Origin of the sequence: Polynucleobacter necessarius, assembly GCF_900095195.1 — a bacterium.
Taxonomy (GTDB): Bacteria; Pseudomonadota; Gammaproteobacteria; order Burkholderiales; family Burkholderiaceae; genus Polynucleobacter; species Polynucleobacter necessarius_G.
Window position 1 is genome coordinate 343861 of sequence record NZ_LT606950.1, and the last position, 19572, is coordinate 363432.

The 19572-nt window shown below is 46.7% G+C and carries 16 protein-coding genes and 3 pseudogenes; 11 read left to right on the forward strand and 8 right to left on the reverse strand.

What is annotated here, in order from left to right:
- Positions 1–20: 20 nt before the first annotated feature.
- Genes BQ1619_RS01975 through BQ1619_RS02005 form a run of 7 tightly spaced genes read right to left on the reverse strand, consistent with a single transcriptional unit; the run spans position 21 to position 7186 of the window.
- Positions 21–938 (reverse strand): polysaccharide deacetylase family protein, encoded by a 918-nt coding sequence (locus tag BQ1619_RS01975; protein WP_114661957.1) that lies wholly within the window; start codon positions 936–938, stop codon positions 21–23.
- Between the two features lie 18 nt (positions 939–956).
- Positions 957–2003, reverse strand: coding sequence for a bifunctional UDP-4-keto-pentose/UDP-xylose synthase (locus tag BQ1619_RS01980; protein ID WP_114661959.1), 1047 nt, complete (start codon positions 2001–2003; stop codon positions 957–959).
- Positions 2004–2050: 47 nt separating this feature from the next.
- The gene (locus BQ1619_RS01985; RefSeq protein WP_114661961.1) at positions 2051–2917 is read right to left on the reverse strand and encodes a formyltransferase; all 867 of its coding nucleotides are present in this window, start codon (positions 2915–2917) and stop codon (positions 2051–2053) included.
- The gene (locus BQ1619_RS01990) at positions 2918–3880 is read right to left on the reverse strand and encodes a glycosyltransferase (RefSeq protein ID WP_114661964.1); all 963 of its coding nucleotides are present in this window, start codon (positions 3878–3880) and stop codon (positions 2918–2920) included.
- Positions 3881–3930: 50 nt separating this feature from the next.
- On the reverse strand, positions 3931–5094 hold the full coding sequence (locus BQ1619_RS01995; protein ID WP_114661966.1) for a DegT/DnrJ/EryC1/StrS family aminotransferase: 1164 nt from the start codon (positions 5092–5094) through the stop codon (positions 3931–3933).
- 23 nt (positions 5095–5117) lie between these two features.
- Positions 5118–6809 (reverse strand): ArnT family glycosyltransferase, encoded by a 1692-nt coding sequence (locus tag BQ1619_RS02000; protein ID WP_114661968.1) that lies wholly within the window; start codon positions 6807–6809, stop codon positions 5118–5120.
- The gene (locus BQ1619_RS02005; protein ID WP_114661970.1) at positions 6809–7186 is read right to left on the reverse strand and encodes an Mth938-like domain-containing protein; all 378 of its coding nucleotides are present in this window, start codon (positions 7184–7186) and stop codon (positions 6809–6811) included. Before BQ1619_RS02005 ends, BQ1619_RS02000 begins: the two co-directional genes overlap by 1 nt.
- 80 nt (positions 7187–7266) lie before the next feature.
- Here BQ1619_RS02005 and BQ1619_RS02010 point away from each other — a divergent pair, with 80 nt between their 5' ends.
- From BQ1619_RS02010 to BQ1619_RS02035, 7 genes and pseudogenes are all read left to right on the forward strand, one after another.
- Positions 7267–8523 (forward strand): pyridoxal phosphate-dependent aminotransferase, encoded by a 1257-nt coding sequence (locus BQ1619_RS02010; RefSeq protein ID WP_114661972.1) that lies wholly within the window; start codon positions 7267–7269, stop codon positions 8521–8523.
- Positions 8520–9830 carry a homoserine dehydrogenase gene (locus BQ1619_RS02015; protein WP_114661974.1) on the forward strand — a complete coding sequence of 437 codons (1311 nt, stop codon included), beginning with the start codon at positions 8520–8522 and terminating at the stop codon, positions 9828–9830. The genes BQ1619_RS02010 and BQ1619_RS02015 overlap by 4 nt, the downstream gene beginning before the upstream one ends.
- Positions 9831–9859: 29 nt before the next feature.
- Positions 9860–11302: a threonine synthase gene (gene thrC / locus BQ1619_RS02020; RefSeq protein ID WP_114661976.1), complete on the forward strand. Its 1443-nt coding sequence runs from the start codon at positions 9860–9862 to the stop codon at positions 11300–11302.
- A gap of 60 nt (positions 11303–11362) precedes the next feature.
- Positions 11363–12471 (forward strand): annotated as a pseudogene (locus BQ1619_RS02025) (molybdopterin molybdotransferase MoeA).
- A gap of 48 nt (positions 12472–12519) precedes the next feature.
- Complete coding sequence (locus BQ1619_RS08585) at positions 12520–12657, forward strand: MoaD/ThiS family protein (RefSeq protein ID WP_162784577.1); 138 nt, start codon at positions 12520–12522, stop codon at positions 12655–12657.
- 1 nt (position 12658) lies between these two features.
- Positions 12659–13102 (forward strand): molybdopterin synthase catalytic subunit MoaE, encoded by a 444-nt coding sequence (moaE, locus tag BQ1619_RS02030; RefSeq protein WP_114661977.1) that lies wholly within the window; start codon positions 12659–12661, stop codon positions 13100–13102.
- 49 nt (positions 13103–13151) lie between these two features.
- Positions 13152–13946 carry a carboxylesterase family protein gene (locus tag BQ1619_RS02035; protein WP_162784578.1) on the forward strand — a complete coding sequence of 265 codons (795 nt, stop codon included), beginning with the start codon at positions 13152–13154 and terminating at the stop codon, positions 13944–13946.
- Between the two features lie 125 nt (positions 13947–14071).
- On the opposite strand, the gene BQ1619_RS02040 is transcribed toward BQ1619_RS02035, so the two are convergent.
- Entirely contained in the window at positions 14072–14317 is a 246-nt protein-coding gene (locus BQ1619_RS02040; protein WP_114661979.1) for a GIY-YIG nuclease family protein, read from the reverse strand.
- A 106-nt stretch (positions 14318–14423) separates the two neighbouring features.
- On the opposite strand from BQ1619_RS02040, the gene clpB reads away from it, so the two are divergent.
- The 4 genes and pseudogenes from clpB to aceA all read left to right on the forward strand — a co-directional run.
- Positions 14424–17027, forward strand: a complete 2604-nt coding sequence (gene clpB / locus BQ1619_RS02045) for an ATP-dependent chaperone ClpB (protein ID WP_114661980.1) — start codon at positions 14424–14426, stop codon at positions 17025–17027.
- A 160-nt stretch (positions 17028–17187) separates the two neighbouring features.
- Positions 17188–17619, forward strand: a complete 432-nt coding sequence (locus BQ1619_RS08925) for an MFS transporter (protein ID WP_197711822.1) — start codon at positions 17188–17190, stop codon at positions 17617–17619.
- Positions 17620–17713: 94 nt separating this feature from the next.
- Positions 17714–18319: pseudogene (locus tag BQ1619_RS08930) on the forward strand (MFS transporter); the annotation flags it as partial.
- Positions 18320–18744: 425 nt separating this feature from the next.
- Positions 18745–19505, forward strand: a pseudogene (aceA, locus tag BQ1619_RS02055) (isocitrate lyase); the annotation flags it as partial.
- Positions 19506–19572 lie beyond the last annotated feature (67 nt).

The following is a 19572-nucleotide window of genomic DNA, read 5'->3' on the forward strand; positions in this document are numbered from 1 at the left end:
CGTTATTTGCTCAAGTTGCTCTAATTATCTTGAACAATAAGTTCACCACTGCGATTCGGGATTTCACCCCAAGTCAGTGGTAATACCGCTATTTTATCGAGTTGGTTGGTGGCTTTCCAAGATTGGTGAAGTTCGCCCATAGTAACAAGGTCGTGGCCTTGATTAAGCCAACCCATCAGTAGTTTTTCAAACGCTGGCAGTAGTTTTTGACCCTCAAGTTCGGCATGTAATGTGAATACTTGATCGTTTGGGTTGCTATTGGCTATTGCTAGCAGTTTGTTTACTGCGCCAAATGCATCGGCACCATCGGTGCCAATCAGTTCATCAAATGTCGGCAAGGTCGTTGGGTACTGCACATGTTTTGCGTTTCCTGATGGCAGTGCGAGTCGGTAAGGCACTAAGTTCGGCTCTGCTCTGCCATCGGACGAGAATTGGATTCCCCATTGATCAAGTTGCTCAAACGCTGCTTCATTCATTTGCCAACCAGCAGCACCATAGGTTGCTGGAGTATGGCCAAAAATTTCTACAAAGCGATCCCAACTCTTTTGCATCATCGCTTTTGTCCAGATGGCATCTTGATGGCGAACCGCATCCTGCCAGGCAACATGGTCCCAAGTATGAATACCAGTTTCATGACCAGCTTGATCAATCGCGCGCATTTCTGCAGCCGCGTTTTTTCCAATATCTGGACCCGGTAATAAAATCCCGTAGAGCAGGGTTTTAATGCCATAGTGCTCTACAACCGAAGTACGACCCACCTTCTTAAGAAAGCCTGGTCGAAATACGCGTTTGAGTGCCCAGCCAGTATGGTCTGGGCCCAGACTAAATAGAAAGGTAGCTTTTAAACCAAAGCGATCCAGCGTTCTCGCAAGATTGGGCACTCCCTCTCTGGTGCCGCGTAAGGTATCAACATCTACCTTGAGAGCAATCTTCGCCATGTAACCGAATGCTGGTGCTTATTCTTTATCGACTAAAGAACGGGCCTTCTCGACGTCCTGACGATAGGCTTCAAAAATATTCTTGAGCGCATCTGCCATCGTAGTGGTCGGTTTCCAGCCCAATTCACTCATCGTATTGTCGATTGCAGGGACGCGGTTTTGTACATCCTGATAGCCCTCGCCATAGTAGGCGCCCGAGGTTGTTTCAACAATCTTCACATCATTTGCTGTCTTGGCGTATTCCGGAATACTGCGCGCGATCTCCAACATTTGATTTGCCAATTCACGAACAGAGTGATTATTTTTGGGGTTGCCAATGTTGTAGATCTTGCCGTTAGCGACACCATCTTTGTTATCGATAATGAGCATTAGGGCATCGATGCCATCGTCAACATAAGTAAAGGCGCGTTTTTGGGCGCCACCATCTACTAGGTTAATTGGTTCACCGCGGACAATGTGACCCAAGAACTGGGTCACTACGCGAGATGAGCCTTCTTTTGGTGTGTAGATGCTATCGAGACCTGGTCCAATCCAGTTAAATGGACGGAATAGGGTAAAGCGCAGACCCTCCATGCCGTAACCCCAAATCACGCGATCCATGAGTTGTTTGGAGCAAGCGTAAATCCAGCGCGGTTTATTAATTGGCCCATACACCATACTCGATGTAGATGGATCAAATTCGCTATCCTCACACATGCCATAAACCTCAGAGGTTGATGGAAAGACTAAGTGCTTCTTGTATTTCGCTGCGGAGCGAACGATGGGTAAATTTGCTTCGAAATCCAGTTCAAATACTTTGAGAGGCTGTTGTACATACGTTGCTGGCGTCGCAATGGCAACTAAGGGCAGGATGACATCGCATTTGCGAATGTGATACTTAACCCACTCTTTATTAATGGTGATATCGCCTTCAAAAAAGTGCATGCGAGGATGATGGATTAGATCTCCAAGACGATCATTCTGCATATCCATGCCATAGGCATCCCAATCGGTTGTCTCCAGAATGCGCTTGGAAAGGTGGTGACCAATAAATCCGTTCACACCAAGAATGAGTACTTTTTTCATTATTACTGCCTCGTTTTAATCGAATTCGTATATCTGTATGCTGCTTATTACTTTGCCGGAAACCATTCCAAGACCTCAATGGCTTGTTGATTGCCGCAAATACCAAATACCCGATTATCAACCACTTGGATGCCAGGAGTCCCAAGATCCAGATTTACTGGAAAGGGTCCTTTGAGGCTGGATTTCGCAAGGATCATGGTTTGGCCTTGAAAGTCGGTAAAGGCTCCAGGGTAAGAGGGTGCCACTGCTCTGATTAGGTTATGCACCTGTTGCGCGGTCTGATTCCAGTAGATTTGCCCATCAGCGGGCTTGCGACCACCAAAATAACTGCCTTGATTTAGTAGGTTGGGTGAACGAGGTACATTGCCTTGAAGTAACTCAGGCAATACTGTCCGAATGACTTCAGCCGCAGCGCGACTAACTTTGCTAAAGACCTCTGTTGCGGTTTCATCGGGGCCAATGTCCACACTAGCTTGCCCCACAATATCGCCTGCATCTGGCTTCGTTTCCATGACGTGCAAAGTAGCACCGGTTGTTGTCTCACCATGCAAGATAGCCCAATTGACTGGAGCGCGACCGCGGTACTTTGGCAATAAAGAGCCATGCATGTTCAGTGCAGCAATCTTGGCGCATTCCAAGATTGGCGCGGGAATCATGTAGCGGTAATAAAACGAAAATAAATAATCCGGTGAAAGTGCCTGAAGCTTTGGAGTCAGACCGCCTAACTCTTCAATGCTGGGAGTAATGTAGGCAATATTTTTCTCTTGACAGAGTTTGGCAACGCTACCGAACCAAACATTTTCATTGGGGTCATCTTGATGGGTAACCACCAGATCAATCTGGATGCCTGCTTCCAGTAAGGCTTTTAGACAATTGACGCCGACATCATGGTAGGCGAATACGACTGCGCGCAATTATTTTTTCTCTAAGACGGTTTGCACAACGTAACGAGGGCGATTACGAATTTGCTGATAGATACGTCCAATGTATTCGCCGAGCAAACCCAAGCCAAAGAGCATTACGCCAATCAAGAAGAAAGTGAGCGCAAAGAGGGTAAAGACCCCTTCAACTTCGGCTCCAAGAACAAAACGACGCACTAACAGATAGGCAAACAGGCTGCCAGCTGCCAGCGAGAGCAGCATGCCCAGAATCGAGAAGATCTGCAAAGGCATGATGGAAAACCCAGTGACCAAATCAAAATTCAGGCGAATGAGTTGATATAGGCTGTATTTGGATTCCCCTGCAAAACGCTCTTCGTGTTTTACAGTGATTTCGATGGGGTTAGCAGCAAAGGTGTATGCCAATGCTGGAATGAACGTATTGCTCTCATCGCATTGGCGAACCAAGTCAACGATACGACGACTATAGCCTCGCAACATGCACCCTTGGTCCATCATCGTGATGCGGGTAATGTTTTCGCGCAGACGATTCATAGCACGGGATGCAAATTTTCTAAAAAAACTATCTTGGCGATCTGCGCGAATCGTGCCAACGTAATCGTGACCCTTCAGAAGTTGCTCGGTCAGGGCATCAATTTCTTCGGGTGGATTTTGTAAATCCGCATCCAAAGTAATGATGTGCTCACCTCTTGCGTATTCAAAACCAGCCATGATAGCCATATGTTGACCAAAATTACTATGAAACAACACAGCGCGTGTTACGTCTGGACGCAGCTCAACTTGTTTTGCCAAAATGCCCGCAGAGCGATCTTTGCTGCCATCGTTCACATAAACGACTTCGTAATGCAGGTTTCGTTTCTTAGCGAGAGTATCTAAAGCGGGGTACAGGCGATCAAACAATGCTTGGAGTCCATCTTCCTCGTTGTAAACGGGGATGACGATGCTCAGCGTTGGATTGGCGGCTAAATTGGCAGTCATGATGCGATTTTGCCTGATTTTGCTGGCAAAACCTCTAAAACCGAATAGGGCTAGTTTTTGCGGTGTTTCTTCAGAATTTCAATGAATCCGCAGCTGATGCGGCGGATATCTTCATCAGCCATTGCAGGAAACAGGGGGAGAGTCAAAATGGAGCGACCAACGCATTCTGCAATGGGTGTATCACTAGTTTTATATCCCTGGTTTTTATAGAGAGTAAAGCCAGTAATTGCAGGATAGTGCACACCAGTGCCAATACCGATTTCCTTGAGCTCGGACATTACTTGAGTGCGATCGCAGTCTAACTGTTCTAGTGGAAGAACCACTTGGAACATATGCCAATTTGTCTCCGAAAAATTTTCCACGGGTAACTCAAGAGGCAAATTTTCTAATCCAGCGGATTGGAGCCCAGCGCGTATAGCGTCAAAGTATTGGCGTGCTAATGCTGCACGACGAGTTTGATACGCAGGCAGTTGTTTAAGTTGGTGAAGACCGATCACAGCATTTACATCGGTTAAGTTATCTTTGCCGCCCAGCACATCGACATCCATGCCATCCATCCCTTGGCGGGTTAATCCTTGGAGGCGGAACTTTTCAGCGAGCGTTGCTTCATCGGCATTGTTAAGTACGAGGCATCCGCCCTCAACCGTAGTGAGATTCTTATTGGCCTGAAAACTAAAGCTCACTAAGTCCCCAAAGCTACCAATCTTTTGACCGTTCCATTGCGAACCAAAGGCTTGTGCCGCATCTTCAATCACACGTAGGTTGAATTGATTGGCCAAGGTATATAACTGATCCATGTCCACTGGCAAGCCTGCTAAGTAGACTGGCATGATGGCACGCGTTTGGGGGGTGATGGCAGCAGTTACCTTAAGGAGATCAATATTACGAGTGACAGGATCAATATCCACGAAGATCGGTTTAGCGCCAACACTCAAAATGACATTCGATGTTGCCACCCAAGAAATTGGTGTCGTGATCACTTCGTCACCCTCGCCGATGCCAGCAACTTGCAGGGCAATCTTCATCGTTGCCGTGCCATTAGCAAAACAACGCACAGGTCGTCCGCCAAAGTAGTTGCTGAGAGTAGCCTCAAACTCTGCCGACTTCGGACCCGAAGTTACCCAACCGGAGCGCAATGCGTCTGCAACCGCATCAATGGTTTCTTGATTGAAGCTGGGGCGAGTAAAAGGAATAAAGGCGGGGGCGTTTGACATGGCTCTTATATTACTTCACTCGATTACTGGCTTGAGGTGGAAACTTCTGGGTGTTTAACGATGACGCGCCGAGAATCTCGATCGATTTCTTGCATAGGAAAATTTTGTGCCTGAAGCGCTTCATATTGCTCAGGAACCATGATGGCATACGCTGTTTGATCCTCTTTCCAGCGAGCAATAAAGGCATCGAGCGTCTGCAACCACAGTTCGGGTTGCTGCTCGACACCAAAGCGTAATTCATCTGGATCTTCCACCATGATCATGGTTCTACCTAAGTAGAACGACATTGTGTGATCCAGTAAACGGACGGAATAAAAGTTCACGCCTGCTGGAATGGTTGCTTTAACGCGGTTCGCTAAATCGATGCCAGATACAGCTCTTCCTAAGGTTTCGTGACCGGTGCCAGCAATCATGGCGCACAAGAAAAAGCCGCAAGCAAAACTCACAATACTTTGAAGACCCTTGCGTCTCGATTGCCATGCTGCATAAAGGCTAAAGACAATGAGTGCGATTAATGCAGTAATAATCCAATACGTGTATTGAGCATAAGCCGTAATTTCATCTGGCCTTGCTTGCTTGCCGATTTCGGATAAGAAGAAAAATCCAGCGCATCCCAATAAAGCAGAAGCAATAGCTTGCAGCCACCAAGGAAGTTTCATGCTATTCGTGTGACCTAGCAGGTGGTCCAAGCGGTTTCCAATCAATAAAGCCAGCGCAGGAAAAATGGGAATGATGTAGCCGGGTAATTTGGAGCGCGACACACTAAAGAACGCAAAGATCACCGCAAACCAACATACCAATAACCAGCCACTAGAGAAACTGCGCTGACGTTCTTGCCACGCTTGCGTTATCGACCCCGGAATTTGAAGCACCCAAGGCAAGATGCCGATAAGTAATAGCGGTACAAAATAATAGATTGGTCCCGTTCGACTGTGCGCATCTTGCGTGAAGCGCTGTAGGTGTTCGTGAATAAAGAAAAATTCTAAGAACTCGGGATTGCGTTGTGCAACCAAGATAAACCATGGGGCTGTAATAAGAAGGTAGAGAGTGATTCCGCTAAACAAACGCAGCCGCGTCCAAACTTTCCAATCCCAAGTAGTGAGGGAGTGGGCGATAAACACCATAGTGGGTATTGCTGCACCAATTACACCTTTTGATAGGGTAGCGAGAGCCATAAAGAACCAACAAGCCCACATCCAATGTCGCGTGTCGGACTGATTTTGAGAGGTTTGCGCTATTAAAAGACTGCACAGAGCTGCAACTAAAAATGCAGACAGCCCCATATCCAAAGAATTGAAGTGACCACTAATGATCCACATCGGGCTGGACGCCAAAACTACTGCAGCTAACCATCCTGCTCTGGCGTTATAAATACGCGCCCCGGTAAATCCAATTGCCACAATCGTGAAGAATCCAGTTAACGCCGTCCACAATCGAGCCTGCCAATCACCAATTCCGAAAACTTGAAATGCTGCGGCAGTTGCCCAGATTTGCAGCGGTGGCTTCTCAAAATATTTATAGCCGTTATAGCGAGGGGTGATCCAATCGCCGGTCACCAGCATTTCTCTAGCCATTTCTGCATACCGACCCTCATCGGAAGGAATGAGGTGGCGATAATTTAGAGTGCCAAACCAGATCAACGCATAAATCACGAGCAAGAGCAAAATCTTGCCGGAGTGAAGGGCAGCCGATTGGCGTATGTGCCAAAACTGCATTAAGTCGGCTCCACAATCAGCGCTAAGAGAACTTGACGACCTTCGCCGGCCAAAATGTTGTAGGTACGACAGGCTGCTTGAGAATCCATAATTTCAAAGCCGATCTTGGCATCAATCAGGGCTTTGAGGAGTTGCGGTTTTGGAAAGCGTTGCTGACGACCTGTCCCAATGAGGACCAATTCTGGCTTGAGGGCGATCATTTGAGCAAAATGGTTTGCTTCCAAAGCGTCAAAGGATTTGGCTGACCATTCAGAAATAGCCCCATCTGAGCATAGTAAAACCGCATGGGCGTATGGGACTTGGTTGATTTCCATGTAGCCATCACCATAGCCGGTGATCGTATTGGCTCCTGAATGGGGGTCAGGTTGAAGTTTCACGTGGACTCTCTGTCATAATTGTGTGGATTATAGCTGGCTGTTTTTTTCCGAGATTTCAAGAACTTACCCATTAATTTATTGTGAAACCCGTTCTAAAGTCCCAAAAACTCAATCACGTCTGTTACGACATTCGTGGGCCAGTGCTCGAGCTCGCTCAGCGCATGGAGGAAGAGGGTCACAAAATCATCAAATTAAACATTGGAAATGTAGGGGTTTTTGGCTTCGATCCACCTGAAGAGATTCAGTTGGACATGATTCGGAATTTAAGCAATGCCTCTGCGTATTCAGATTCCAAGGGTATTTTTGCGGCCCGCAAAGCCATCATGCAGTATTGCCAAGAAAAAGGCATTCAAGGCGTCAATTTAGATGATGTGTATACCGGCAACGGCGTATCTGAACTGATCGTGCTGTCGATGAACGCATTGCTCAATGATGGTGATGAAGTTCTCGTGCCTACACCAGACTATCCGCTGTGGACTGCTGCAGTCAGTTTGTCTAGTGGTACACCAGTGCACTATCTGTGTGATGAAGCAAAAGAGTGGGCGCCCGACTTAAATGATTTGCGTAAAAAAATTACGCCACACACAAAAGCGATAGTGGTGATTAATCCAAATAATCCTACTGGTGCTATCTTCTCAAAAGAAGTATTGCTAGAGCTTACACAAATTGCCCGCGAACACGGTTTAATTCTGTTTGCAGATGAGATTTACGACAAGATGTTGTATGACGGTGAGAAGCACATTTCTCTGGCTTCCTTATCAAATGATGTCGTTGTCATTACCTTTAATGGCCTATCCAAAAACTACCGCTCATGCGGCTACCGCGCTGGCTGGATGGTGGTTTCCGGGGATAAGGAAATGGTGCGTGACTATATCGAGGGCCTCAATATGTTGGCATCGATGCGTTTGTGCGCAAACGTTCCAGGTCAGTACGCTATTCAAACAGCGTTAGGCGGTTACCAAAGTATTAATGATCTCGTTAACGAAGGTGGACGACTTGCGAAGCAGCGCGATCTCGCTTGGAAGTTAATTACCGATATTCCAGGAGTCACCTGCGTCAAACCAAAATCGGCGCTGTATTTATTTCCTAGATTAGACCCTGATGTTTATCCGATTGAGGATGACCAACAGTTTGTAGCAGGTCTATTGAAAGAAGAAAAAGTATTGCTTGTGCAGGGCTCTGGTTTTAACTGGGGCAAGCCTGATCATTTCCGCGTAGTGTTCTTACCTCATGAGGATGTGCTTAAAGAGGCGATTGGTCGCCTTGCCCGTTTTCTTGAGCGTTATCGTAATAAGCATGGCCGCAAGGCTTCTTCAACCGCAGCAAAGGCATCATGAAACCGATTCAAGTAGGTCTATTAGGTATTGGCACCGTTGGTGGTGGCGTATTCACTGTTCTCGAGCGCAACCAAGATGAGATCACCCGCCGTGCAGGTCGTGGTATTCGAATTAATACCGTTGCCGATTTAAACGTCGAGCGTGCGAAAGAGATCGTTCAAGATCGAGCTCAGATCGTCAATGATGCACGTGCCGTTATCAATAACCCTGAAATTGACATTGTGGTGGAGTTGATCGGCGGCTATGGTATTGCCAAAGACTTGGTACTAGAGGCGATTGCTGCTGGAAAGCATGTAGTGACCGCAAATAAAGCATTAATTGCAGTGCACGGCAATGAGATTTTTAAAGCGGCTCATGCTAAGGGTGTGATGGTGGCTTTTGAGGCAGTCGTTGCTGGTGGAATTCCGATCATCAAGGCGCTGCGGGAAGGCTTAACCGCCAACCGTATCGAATGGATTGTCGGCATTATTAACGGCACTACCAACTTCATTCTCTCTGAGATGCGTGACAAAGGCTTGGACTTTGAAACCGTCCTGAAGGAGGCGCAACGCTTAGGCTATGCAGAAGCAGACCCCACCTTTGACATTGAAGGCGTTGATGCTGCGCACAAGGCAACCATCATGAGCGCAATCGCATTTGGTATTCCAATGCAGTTTGAAAAAGCGCACGTCGAAGGTATTACCAAGTTAGCTGCTATCGACATACGTTATGCCGAGCAACTGGGTTACCGTATTAAGTTATTGGGCATTGCTAAGAAAACCCCAACTGGGGTGGAGTTGCGCGTTCACCCAACCTTAATTCCTGCGAAGCGTTTGATTGCTAATGTTGAGGGTGCTATGAATGCCGTGCAGGTATTCGGTGATGCTGTAGGCACCACTTTGTATTATGGCAAGGGTGCTGGCTCCGAACCCACGGCCTCTGCCGTGATTGCGGATTTAGTGGATATCACTCGTTTGCTAAGTGCTGATGCCGAACATCGTGTTCCATATTTAGCCTTCCAGCCAGATGCGGTCCAGGACACTCCCGTTTTGCCGATTGGCGAAATCTCCACAAGTTATTACTTGCGTATGCGCGTTGCAGATCAGGCAGGCGTATTGGCGAATATCACCAAAATTTTGGCTTCTCATGGCGTATCCATTGATGCCCTTTTACAAAAAGAAGCCGATGAAGGTGAAAGTCGGACTGATCTGGTTGCATTGACGCATGAAACCAAAGAGAAGAATATGTTGTCAGCGATCAAAGAGATTCAGAATCTCAAAACGGTGGCTGGCGATGTAGTGAAGATTCGTCTAGAAAATCTGTCTTAAATTTATTTCCGCACAATTCTGTAAAACCCATGCGTTACCAATCGACTCGTGGCAATAGCCCACAACAATCCTTCTTAGAAATTTTGTTGGGTGGGTTGGCGCCAGATGGCGGCCTTTATTTGCCGACGCATTACCCGCAAGTTGCCCCTACTCAGCTGGACTCTTGGCGTGGATTGTCCTATGCGGATTTGGCCTATGAGGTCTTGAGTCTGTATTGTGATGACATTCCTGAAGCAGATTTGCGTGCTCTTTTACGCAAAACCTATATCGAGCAAGTTTATTGCAACGGCCGTCCACAAGATAATGCTAAAGACATCACCCCTTTACATTGGTTGGGTGAGGAGCGGGGCACTCGTATCGGTTTATTAAGCCTTTCGAATGGCCCAACTTTGGCATTCAAAGATATGGCGATGCAATTGCTTGGCAATCTTTTTGAATACGCATTAAAACGCACCGGTCAGAATCTCAATATCCTGGGCGCTACGTCTGGTGATACAGGTAGCGCTGCTGAGTATGCCATGCGTGGTAAAGAGGGTGTCCGCGTATTTATGCTTTCGCCTCGCGGCAAAATGAGCGCCTTCCAATCGGCTCAGATGTATTCATTGCAGGACCCTAATATTTTTAATCTGGCAGTTGCTGGCGTCTTTGACGATTGTCAGGATATTGTGAAAGCGGTGAGTAATGATCCCACTTTCAAAGCCAAGAATCAGATTGGTACCGTGAACTCCATTAACTGGGGTCGAGTAGTCGCTCAGGTGGTGTACTACTTCCAGGGGTATCTGCTGGCGACAAAATCTAGCTCCGAAAAAGTTTCATTTACTGTGCCCTCTGGAAACTTTGGCAATGTTTGTGCTGGCCATATTGCCCGCATGATGAGTTTGCCGATTGAGCATCTTGTGGTGGCCACCAACGAGAATGATGTTCTGGATGAATTCTTCCGTACCGGGGTTTACCGTGCACGTAAGTCTGCCAAGACATTGCACACCTCAAGCCCATCCATGGATATCTCCAAAGCAAGTAACTTTGAGCGGTTTGTTTTTGATTTTATGGGTCAAGATGATAACGCTACTGCTGCAATGTTTAAGCAAGTTGATACTACCGGTGGCTTTGATATTTCCCAGGAAGCTGTATTCAAAGATCTCGGTAAATACGGTTTTCAATCTGGACGAAGCACACATGCAAATCGTCTCGAAACGATTCGTGATATCGAGAGTAAGTACGGTATCATGATTGATACGCATACAGCAGATGGTGTAAAAGTTGCTCGCGAGCACTTGCAAGCAGGCGTCCCAATGCTGGTTCTAGAAACGGCTTTACCAATTAAGTTTGAAGAAACGATTCAAGAGGCATTAGACTGTCCCGCTGAATGCCCGCCTGCATTCAAAGATATCAAATCAAAGCCGCAGCGTGTGGTCAATATTGATGCCGATGTCAATCAGGTTAAAGAATTTATAACAACACACGTTGGTTAAATATCGAGCTCAGAACTTGAACAAATTCACAAGGTGATCATGGCAGTAAATAAGCCCCCAATGTTGACAGCGCAGCAGGCTTTAGATCATTTGATTTCACATGCAAATCCTGTAGTGCAGAGTCAAAAGGTAGCTACTCAAGAGGCGCTCGGTCGAGCGCTCGCTGAAGATGTTGTGAGCTTGGTAGATGTTCCTCCATTGGACAATACCTCAATGGATGGTTACGCGGTCCGAACAGCGGATACCTTAACATCGGGCCAAATCTTGAAGGTTGCGCAGTCCCAGACGGCTCTACCGATTTAGTTCAAGTTATATCGTTCCAACATTGGGTCAGTGGATTCGTCGTCGTGGCGAAGATTTAACGGCAGGCAAAGCCGCATTAACCGCTGGCACGTTTTTACGGCCTCAAGAGTTGGGCGTTGCTGCATCTGCGGGCCAAACCCATTTAAATGTAAAGCGCCGAGTAAAAGTGGCAGCGTTTTTTACGGGCGATGAGTTGGCCTTGCCAGGTGCACCCCTCAAACCAGGCGGCATCCTACAACTCGAATCGCGATACCTTGCTGGCATGCCTGAAATTATTAGGCTGTGATGCTACTGATTTAGGAATTGTCCCCGATCGATTGGATGCAACGCGACAAGCACTTCGTAATGCGAGTAAAGATCATGACTTGATCATTACCTCTGGTGGGGTATCCGTGGGTGAAGAAGATCATATAAAGCCTGCTGTGACTGCTGAGGGACGTTTGGGTCTTTGGCAAATTGCGATTAAGCCCGGAAAGCCGTTAGCCTTTGGTGCCGTTCGAAAGTCAGATGAGTCGAAAGATGGTGAAGCGTGGTTTATTGGCTTGCCTGGCAATCCAGTTTCGAGCTTTGTCACTTTCTTATTATTTGTGTGCCCATTTATTTTGAAGCTTCAGGGTCGTGATGTAAAAGCGCCACACTCGTATTTCATGCGGGCTGATTTCGACTGGCATAAGGTGGATCGTCGTAATGAATTTTTACGCGTTAAGCTTAATGCCCAGGGCGGACTGGATTTATTTCCCAATCAAAGTTCCGGGGTGCTGACAAGTGCCTCTTGGGGAGATGGTCTGATTGACTGTCCACCTGGACAAGCCTTTAGTTGCGGCGACCTTGTGAAGTACATCCCCTTTGATGCGCTTCTAAAGTAATCGGTATACGATTGCCATATAAAAATCGAACTACGATTCTTTGCATCCTTGCGTGAAGCGTTTGGCACTTCGCAGGAAACAATCAATGTACCTGCGACGGTTAAGACGGTTGCTGAGGTCATCATGGTGGTGCCAACCCCGGATGGGGCTGAAGTAGCCTTTTTTCCACCAGTTACGGGCGGCTAATATGCCAATCCGAATTCAAGAAAATGATTTTGATATTAGTGCAGAGATTGCTGCATTACGTCAGGGCGATCCAAGGGTCAGTGCCGTAGTCTCTTTTTTAGGTACGGTACGCGACATCAATGATGGCAGCCAAGTGAAGGGGATGACCCTAGAGCATTACCCTGGCATGACAGAAAAAGCTCTGGAGGAGATTATCGCCCAAGCTAAAACTCGCTGGGATATCTATAACACGCTCGTCATTCACCGCGTTGGCCCCTTATTGCCTGAAGATCAGATCGTTCTAGTTGTAGTCACCAGTGCGCATCGAGGGGAGGCATTTGCTGCTTGCGAGTTCATCATGGACTACCTAAAAACAGCGGCCCCATTCTGGAAAAAAGAAGATACCCCGACAGGGGCACGTTGGGTTGATGCCAGAGTATCCGATGATGCCGCGCTAGAGCGTTGAAAAAAATAACCACCATTTTGTATAACTGCAATCCATGATGAGGGCTTCTATGAAGAAAATATTGGCATTACTGCTTTGTTTAACCACCCTCAGTGTTTATGCAAATACGGAGCGCCCTATCGTGCAAATTGATACTGGCATTTTGCAGGGTACCGTTGAACACAATATGAAGGCATTTAAAGGCATTCCCCATGCCGCTCCTCCGCTTGGTGAATTGCGTTGGCGTCCGCCTCAGCCTGCCAAATCCTGGGAGGGTACTCGCGATACCAGTCAGTTTGGTGATGTTTGTCCCCAGCCGTATGTGAAGAACTTAAGTACTGGTCTTCGTGCACCCGGCAATGAAAACTGCCTGCATTTAAATGTATTTACGCCCACGCAAAACGCTAAGAATCTGCCAGTGATGGTTTGGATTCATGGGGGTGGTATGTTGGTAGATGGTGCACGAGATGCGCAATTTACCCCAATTAATCTGATTAAAAATGGCGTTATTGTTATCACCTTTGATTACCGCCTGGGTTCCCTGAGGTTCTTTGCGAGCAAGGAGTTAATTAAGGAAGCAAAAGCTAGAGGTGAGCCTGTTGGTAATTACGGCACGATGGACCAAATTGCTGTTTTGAAATGGGTTAAAAAGAATATCGCAGCGTTTGGAGGGGATCCCAATAACGTCACTATTTTTGGTGAGTCTGCTGGGGGACGCAGTGTTACCTGGTTAATGGTCTCAGATTCAGCTAGAGGGCTTTTTCATCGAGCGATTGCAGAAAGTGCTCAGCAAAGTCCACTGCGTGGCTTGACTCAAAAACATTTGGGAATGACGCCGCAGGTTGATATCGATGCTAAGGCGTGAAGACAATGAAAGAGCTGCGCAGCCTCCCAAATGCTTCATTTACGAGAAATTTTTGCGCTAGAGCGTTTAAAGGATGCTTTTTAATACTGAACAAATCACCCTTCGGGGTGATTTTTTTATGTAGATTAACGAAGGCTGAAAAATGCCAGTTTTTGATCTCTGGGCAGACCCTTTAACTTCGCTTCCGCCTTCGAAGCTTCTGAGCGATTGGGGTGCTCTTGAGTGGCTAGAAGAGTGACTGGCCTGCGTGAGCGTGTGTAGCGTGCTCCTTCTCCAGAGTTGTGGGCTTCCAGTCGATGTTCCAGACGGTTTGTAATGCCAGCATAGTAGCCGCCATCGGAGCACTCGAGAAGATAAACAAGCCAGCTCAAAAATAGATCAAATTCGGTTTAAAAAAGGCTTTAAAAGCCTTGAAATTGGCAATATTGCCCCTATATTCTATAGGCATAAATAAAGACAGTATTGAGGCATACAAAAATGAGAATCGATAAATTAACAACTAAATTTCAGCAGGCTTTGAGTGAAGCTCAGAGCATTGCTTTAGCAAAAGATAACCAATATATCGAGCCAGCCCATGTGTTACTGGCCATGTTGCGTGATTCGGACGGTGGCTCCAAGAGTCTTTTGACGCGTGCTGGCGTGAATGTGCCTGGCTTGGAAAAGGGTGTCGAAAAAATTATTGCAAACCTACCAGAGGTGCAGGGCACTAGCGGCGAAGTACAAGTTGGTCGCGACCTAAGTAATTGGTTAAATTTATGTGAAAAAGAGGCCAATAAACGCAATGACCAATTTATCGCTGGCGAACTATTTCTATTGGTGGTAGCTGATGACAAGGGTGAACTTGGTAAAGTTGCGCGTGAGAATGGTTTAAATCGGAAATCGTTAGAAGCGGCTATTGATTTAGTGCGCGGAGGAGAATTGGTGAATAGTGCAGATGCTGAAGGTCAACGCGAGGCCTTAAAAAAATACACAGTCGACTTAACTGAGCGTGCGCGCATGGGTAAGCTTGATCCAGTGATTGGGCGTGATGACGAAATTCGTCGCACTATTCAGATATTGCAGCGTCGTGGAAAAAACAATCCAGTACTCATCGGTGAGCCTGGTGTTGGTAAGACTGCGATTGTGGAAGGCTTGGCTCAACGGATTGTCAACGGTGAAGTGCCCGAGACGCTTAAGGACAAGCGTGTATTGGTACTAGATATGGCTTTGTTATTAGCTGGCGCCAAATACCGCGGTGAATTTGAGGAGCGTCTCAAGGCGGTTCTCAGCGACGTTGCTAAAGATGAAGGTCAAACCATCATCTTTATCGATGAGATTCACACAATGGTGGGTGCAGGTAAGAGTGATGGCGCGATGGATGCTGGCAACATGCTCAAGCCTGCCTTGGCACGTGGTGAGTTGCATTGCATCGGCGCAACCACTCTAGATGAGCACCGCAAATATATCGAAAAAGAGCCTGCACTCGAGCGTCGTTTCCAAAAGGTGATGGTGGAAGAGCCCAGCGTAGAGGCAACCATTGCCATTTTGCGTGGTTTGCAAGAGCGTTACGAGCTTCACCACGGTATTGAAATTACCGATCCAGCGATCGTTGCAGCTGCAGAGTTATCGCACCGTTACATTACTGATCGTTTCTTACCAGATAAGGCTATCGACTTGATCGATGAGGCAGGTTCGCGCATCCGCATGGAAATTGATTCCAAGCCAGAGGTCATGGATAAGCTTGATCGCCGCTTGATTCAGCTCAAGATCGAGCGTGAGGCTGTTAAAAAAGAAAAAGATGAGGCTTCTCAAAAGCGCTTGGCACTGATTGAGGAAGAGATTAAGCGCTTGGGAGCTGAGTACGCTGATTTGGAGGAGATCTGGAAGGCCGAGAAGGGCGCTGTTTTGGGTGCTGCTCACCTCAAAGAGGAAATCGAAAAAGTTCGCGCAGAAATTGCTAAGCTCCAGCGTGAAGGCAAGCTCGAGAAAGTGGCTGAGTTGCAGTACGGCAAGCTTCCAGAGCTCGAGGCGAAATTAAAGTCTGCAACAGCGGCGGAAGCTAAAGGCGACAAAGATGGTGTCGTTAAGAACAAGCTATTACGAACACAAGTTGGTGCCGAAGAGATTGCAGAAGTGGTCTCTCGTGCAACGGGGATTCCGGTATCGAAGATGATGCAGGGCGAGCGCGACAAGTTGCTGAAGATGGAAGAGTTGTTGCATAAGCGTGTAGTGGGGCAAGACGAAGCGATTCGTGCAGTTTCGGATGCGATCCGTCGTTCCCGTGCTGGTTTGGCTGAAGAGAATCGTCCTTATGGATCATTCTTGTTCTTGGGGCCAACTGGTGTTGGTAAGACTGAGTTGTGCAAAGCTTTGGCTGGATTCCTTTTTGATAGCGAGGATCATTTGATTCGCATCGATATGAGTGAGTTCATGGAGAAACATAGTGTTGCGCGTTTGATTGGTGCGCCTCCAGGTTATGTAGGTTACGAAGAAGGTGGTTACCTAACTGAGCAGGTCCGTCGCCACCCATATAGCGTCATCTTGTTTGATGAAATCGAAAAAGCCCACTCCGATGTCTTTAACGTCCTCCTGCAAGTGTTGGATGATGGTCGTCTGACGGATGGTCAAGGTCGTACGGTAGACTTTAAGAACACTGTGATTGTGATGACTAGCAATATTGGCTCGCATTTGATTCAATCAATGGCCGATAAGAAGCAAGCGGAGATCAAGGAAGCGGTCTTTGAAGAGTTGAAGAATCATTTCCGCCCTGAATTCTTAAACCGTATCGATGAAATCGTCGTGTTCCATAGATTAGGTAAAGATAGCATCGCCAACATCGCAAAGATCCTACTGAAAAATCTCTCTGAACGCCTAGCTAGGGTTGATATGCAGTTGGAAGTGAGTGATGCCGCTTTGAGTAAATTGGCTGAAGTGGGATTTGATCCGATCTTTGGCGCAAGACCGCTCAAACGTGCAATTCAACAGCATATTGAAAACCCAGTTTCCAAGATGATTCTGGAGGGAAAATTTGGACCCAAAGATGTAGTACCTGTAGATGTGGATAAGAATGGCGAATTTAGCTTTACTCGCCAGGTTCACTAAGTCTGAACGTACTCATTTAATGCTTTGCAGGAATATTCCTGCACCAGTACACTCGGTACATGACTGTTGCGCTCGGTAGGCGTGGCAGTGATGTCCGCTTATTGGTCTCATTAGCCTAGCGCACGGCAGCTCCCATTTCTTTCATTTAGTGCCTCCTCCCATGTTTCCATGGTTGAAGGATGCCTTTGCATTGAGTTATGCCGAGCTCGGTTTGCTCATGTCTATTTTCTTTGTGACCTCGTGCATTATTCAGGCGGCTTCCGGTTTTCTGGTGGATCGTATCGGTGCCAGACCAGTCTTATTTGCGGGGGTAAGTTTGCTGGCATTAGCGGCATTAACGTATTCGCAAAGTACGGGATATTGGATGTTGATTGTTGGTGCGGTGATTGCGGGATGCGGCAATGGGATTTTTCATCCAGTGGATTACACATTGATTAACCATAAGGTGTCGCAACCCAACTTACCATATGCTTACTCCATGCATGGAGTAACCGGATATTTGGGTTGGGCTGCTGCACCAGCATTTATGGTTGTATTACCCAATTGTCGGATTGGCGCACAGCTTTTTTATCTGCCGCCTTATTGGAGGTAATCATTCTGCTCATTCTTTGGGTTAATAAAAGCCAATTGCTGGATAACTTCACGAACGTCATGCCGACAGCCATGCTAGTGTTCAAGCAGCCAATCCAGGGGCATCTCCAGCGAGCGCCTTTGCCTTTTTGAGGTTGCCGGCTGTTTGGTTGTGTTGGGTGTTCTTCTTTTTTAGTATGGTACCGACCTCGAGTTTGCAATCCTTTGCGCCGAGTGCGCTATTTACCATTTACCTAGTGCCGTTAAGTATTGGTAGCTATTACATTACGTTATTGGCATTAGGTAGCGCAGGTGGCGTTTTATTTGGTGGATTTCTGGCGGCAAAATTGCAGGCGCCAGAAAAAATTGTTTCCACATGCTTATCTATTACAGTGCTCCTGTGCATTGCGCTGGCTACTGGATTTATCGCGTCCGATCTCATTCCGATTATTTTCTTTGCACTTGGTTTTGGATATGGTGTGGTGGCACCGTCTCGTGATTTGTTGGTAAAAAAGGCGACGCCACAAGGTGTGGCTGGTCGTGTTTACGGCATTGTGTACTCAGGTATTGATTTAGGTGCTGCTGTAGGCCCATTTATCTTTGGCTTATTCATGGATGCAGGCTTACCTAAGGCACTATTTATTGGTATCGTCCTATTCCAATTGATGATCATCCCGACCGTATTCAAGGTCTCATCGGATATTGCCCCAAAGGCTAAGTAATCTCTTTGATAGATTTCATAATATGAAACATCATTACACTGCGTAAAATGCGGGGCCCCACTTAGCCGAAGAGTAGATTTTGTGAAATGAATCAATATTTCACAAAATAAGAATTTGTTTCTAAGTAACTGAATTTATTCGGTTAAATAATTTTCAAAAAATCTGATATTCCCCTTTCTGAGTTTTGATAAGCCTATAAACTCTTATATAAGACATAAGACTTAAATGGTCTAAAACGTCGTCCAATTTTGAAGTATTTGTTTAACTTAGGGAGAAATAACATGGCAGATCGCAAAGCTGAAATTGCAGCAATTCAGAAGGACTGGGACACAAATCCATGCTGGAAAGGTATCAAGCGCGGTTACACAGCAGAGGACATTGTATGTCTTCGTGGCTCATTGAAGATTGAGCACACATTGGCTAAGCATGGCGCTGCAGGCGTTCACTTTGAAGACCAATTGTCATCTGTGAAGAAGTGTGGTCACTTGGGTGGCAAGGTATTGTTGCCAACAACAGAATCAGTGCAGAAATTGATTGCTGCCCGTTTGGCAGCTGACGTCATGGGTGTTCCAACCATCATCTTGGCGCGTACCGATGCTGAAACAGCGGATTTGTTGACATCCGATTACGATGAAAACGATAAGCCATTCTTGACTGCAGAAGGCTTCTACAATACACGTAAAGGTTTGGATCAAGAATTTCTCGTGGTTTGGCTTACGCTGAATACGCCGATATGGTTTGGTGTGAAACTGGCACTCCTGATTTGGAATTTGCGCGTCAATTTGCAGAAGCAATTCGTGCGAAATTCCCAGGCAAGATGTTGGCATACAACTGTTCACCATCTTTTAACTGGAAGAAAAACTTGGACGATGCAACGATTGCGAAGTTCCAACGTGAATTGGGTGCAATGGGCTACAAGTATCAGTTCATTACTCTCGCTGGTATTCACTCTATGTGGTACAACATGTACGACTTGGCGCAAGACTATTCTAAGCGTGACATGACTGCGTATGTTGAGAAAGTTCAAGAGCCAGAATTTGCTGCACGTGATCGTGGTTACACCTTCGTTTCACACCAGCAAGAAGTGGGTACTGGTTACTTTGATGATGTCACCACCGTTATTCAGGGTGGTAAGTCATCCGTTACCGCATTGACTGGTTCTACTGAAGAAGAGCAGTTCCATTAGGAATCCCTAAGTAGTCTTGTAGTAGCAGTAACATCCTTACTGCCACGGCATCTAAATTACCCCACAA

Bases quoted from the DNA above. Each gene is read 5' to 3' on its own strand.
- BQ1619_RS01995 (WP_114661966.1), bottom strand. From the start codon at position 5,094: ATGTCAAACGCCCCCGCCTTTATTCCTTTTACTCGCCCCAGCTTCAAT.
- BQ1619_RS02015 (WP_114661974.1), top strand. From the start codon at position 8,520: ATGAAACCGATTCAAGTAGGTCTATTAGGTATTGGCACCGTTGGTGGT.
- BQ1619_RS01990 (WP_114661964.1), bottom strand. From the start codon at position 3,880: ATGACTGCCAATTTAGCCGCCAATCCAACGCTGAGCATCGTCATCCCC.
- thrC (WP_114661976.1), top strand. From the start codon at position 9,860: ATGCGTTACCAATCGACTCGTGGCAATAGCCCACAACAATCCTTCTTA.
- BQ1619_RS02035 (WP_162784578.1), top strand. From the start codon at position 13,152: ATGAAGAAAATATTGGCATTACTGCTTTGTTTAACCACCCTCAGTGTT.
- clpB (WP_114661980.1), top strand. From the start codon at position 14,424: ATGAGAATCGATAAATTAACAACTAAATTTCAGCAGGCTTTGAGTGAA.
- BQ1619_RS02000 (WP_114661968.1), bottom strand. From the start codon at position 6,809: ATGCAGTTTTGGCACATACGCCAATCGGCTGCCCTTCACTCCGGCAAG.
- BQ1619_RS01975 (WP_114661957.1), bottom strand. From the start codon at position 938: ATGGCGAAGATTGCTCTCAAGGTAGATGTTGATACCTTACGCGGCACC.
- BQ1619_RS01980 (WP_114661959.1), bottom strand. From the start codon at position 2,003: ATGAAAAAAGTACTCATTCTTGGTGTGAACGGATTTATTGGTCACCAC.
- BQ1619_RS08925 (WP_197711822.1), top strand. From the start codon at position 17,188: ATGTTTCCATGGTTGAAGGATGCCTTTGCATTGAGTTATGCCGAGCTC.
- moaE (WP_114661977.1), top strand. From the start codon at position 12,659: ATGCCAATCCGAATTCAAGAAAATGATTTTGATATTAGTGCAGAGATT.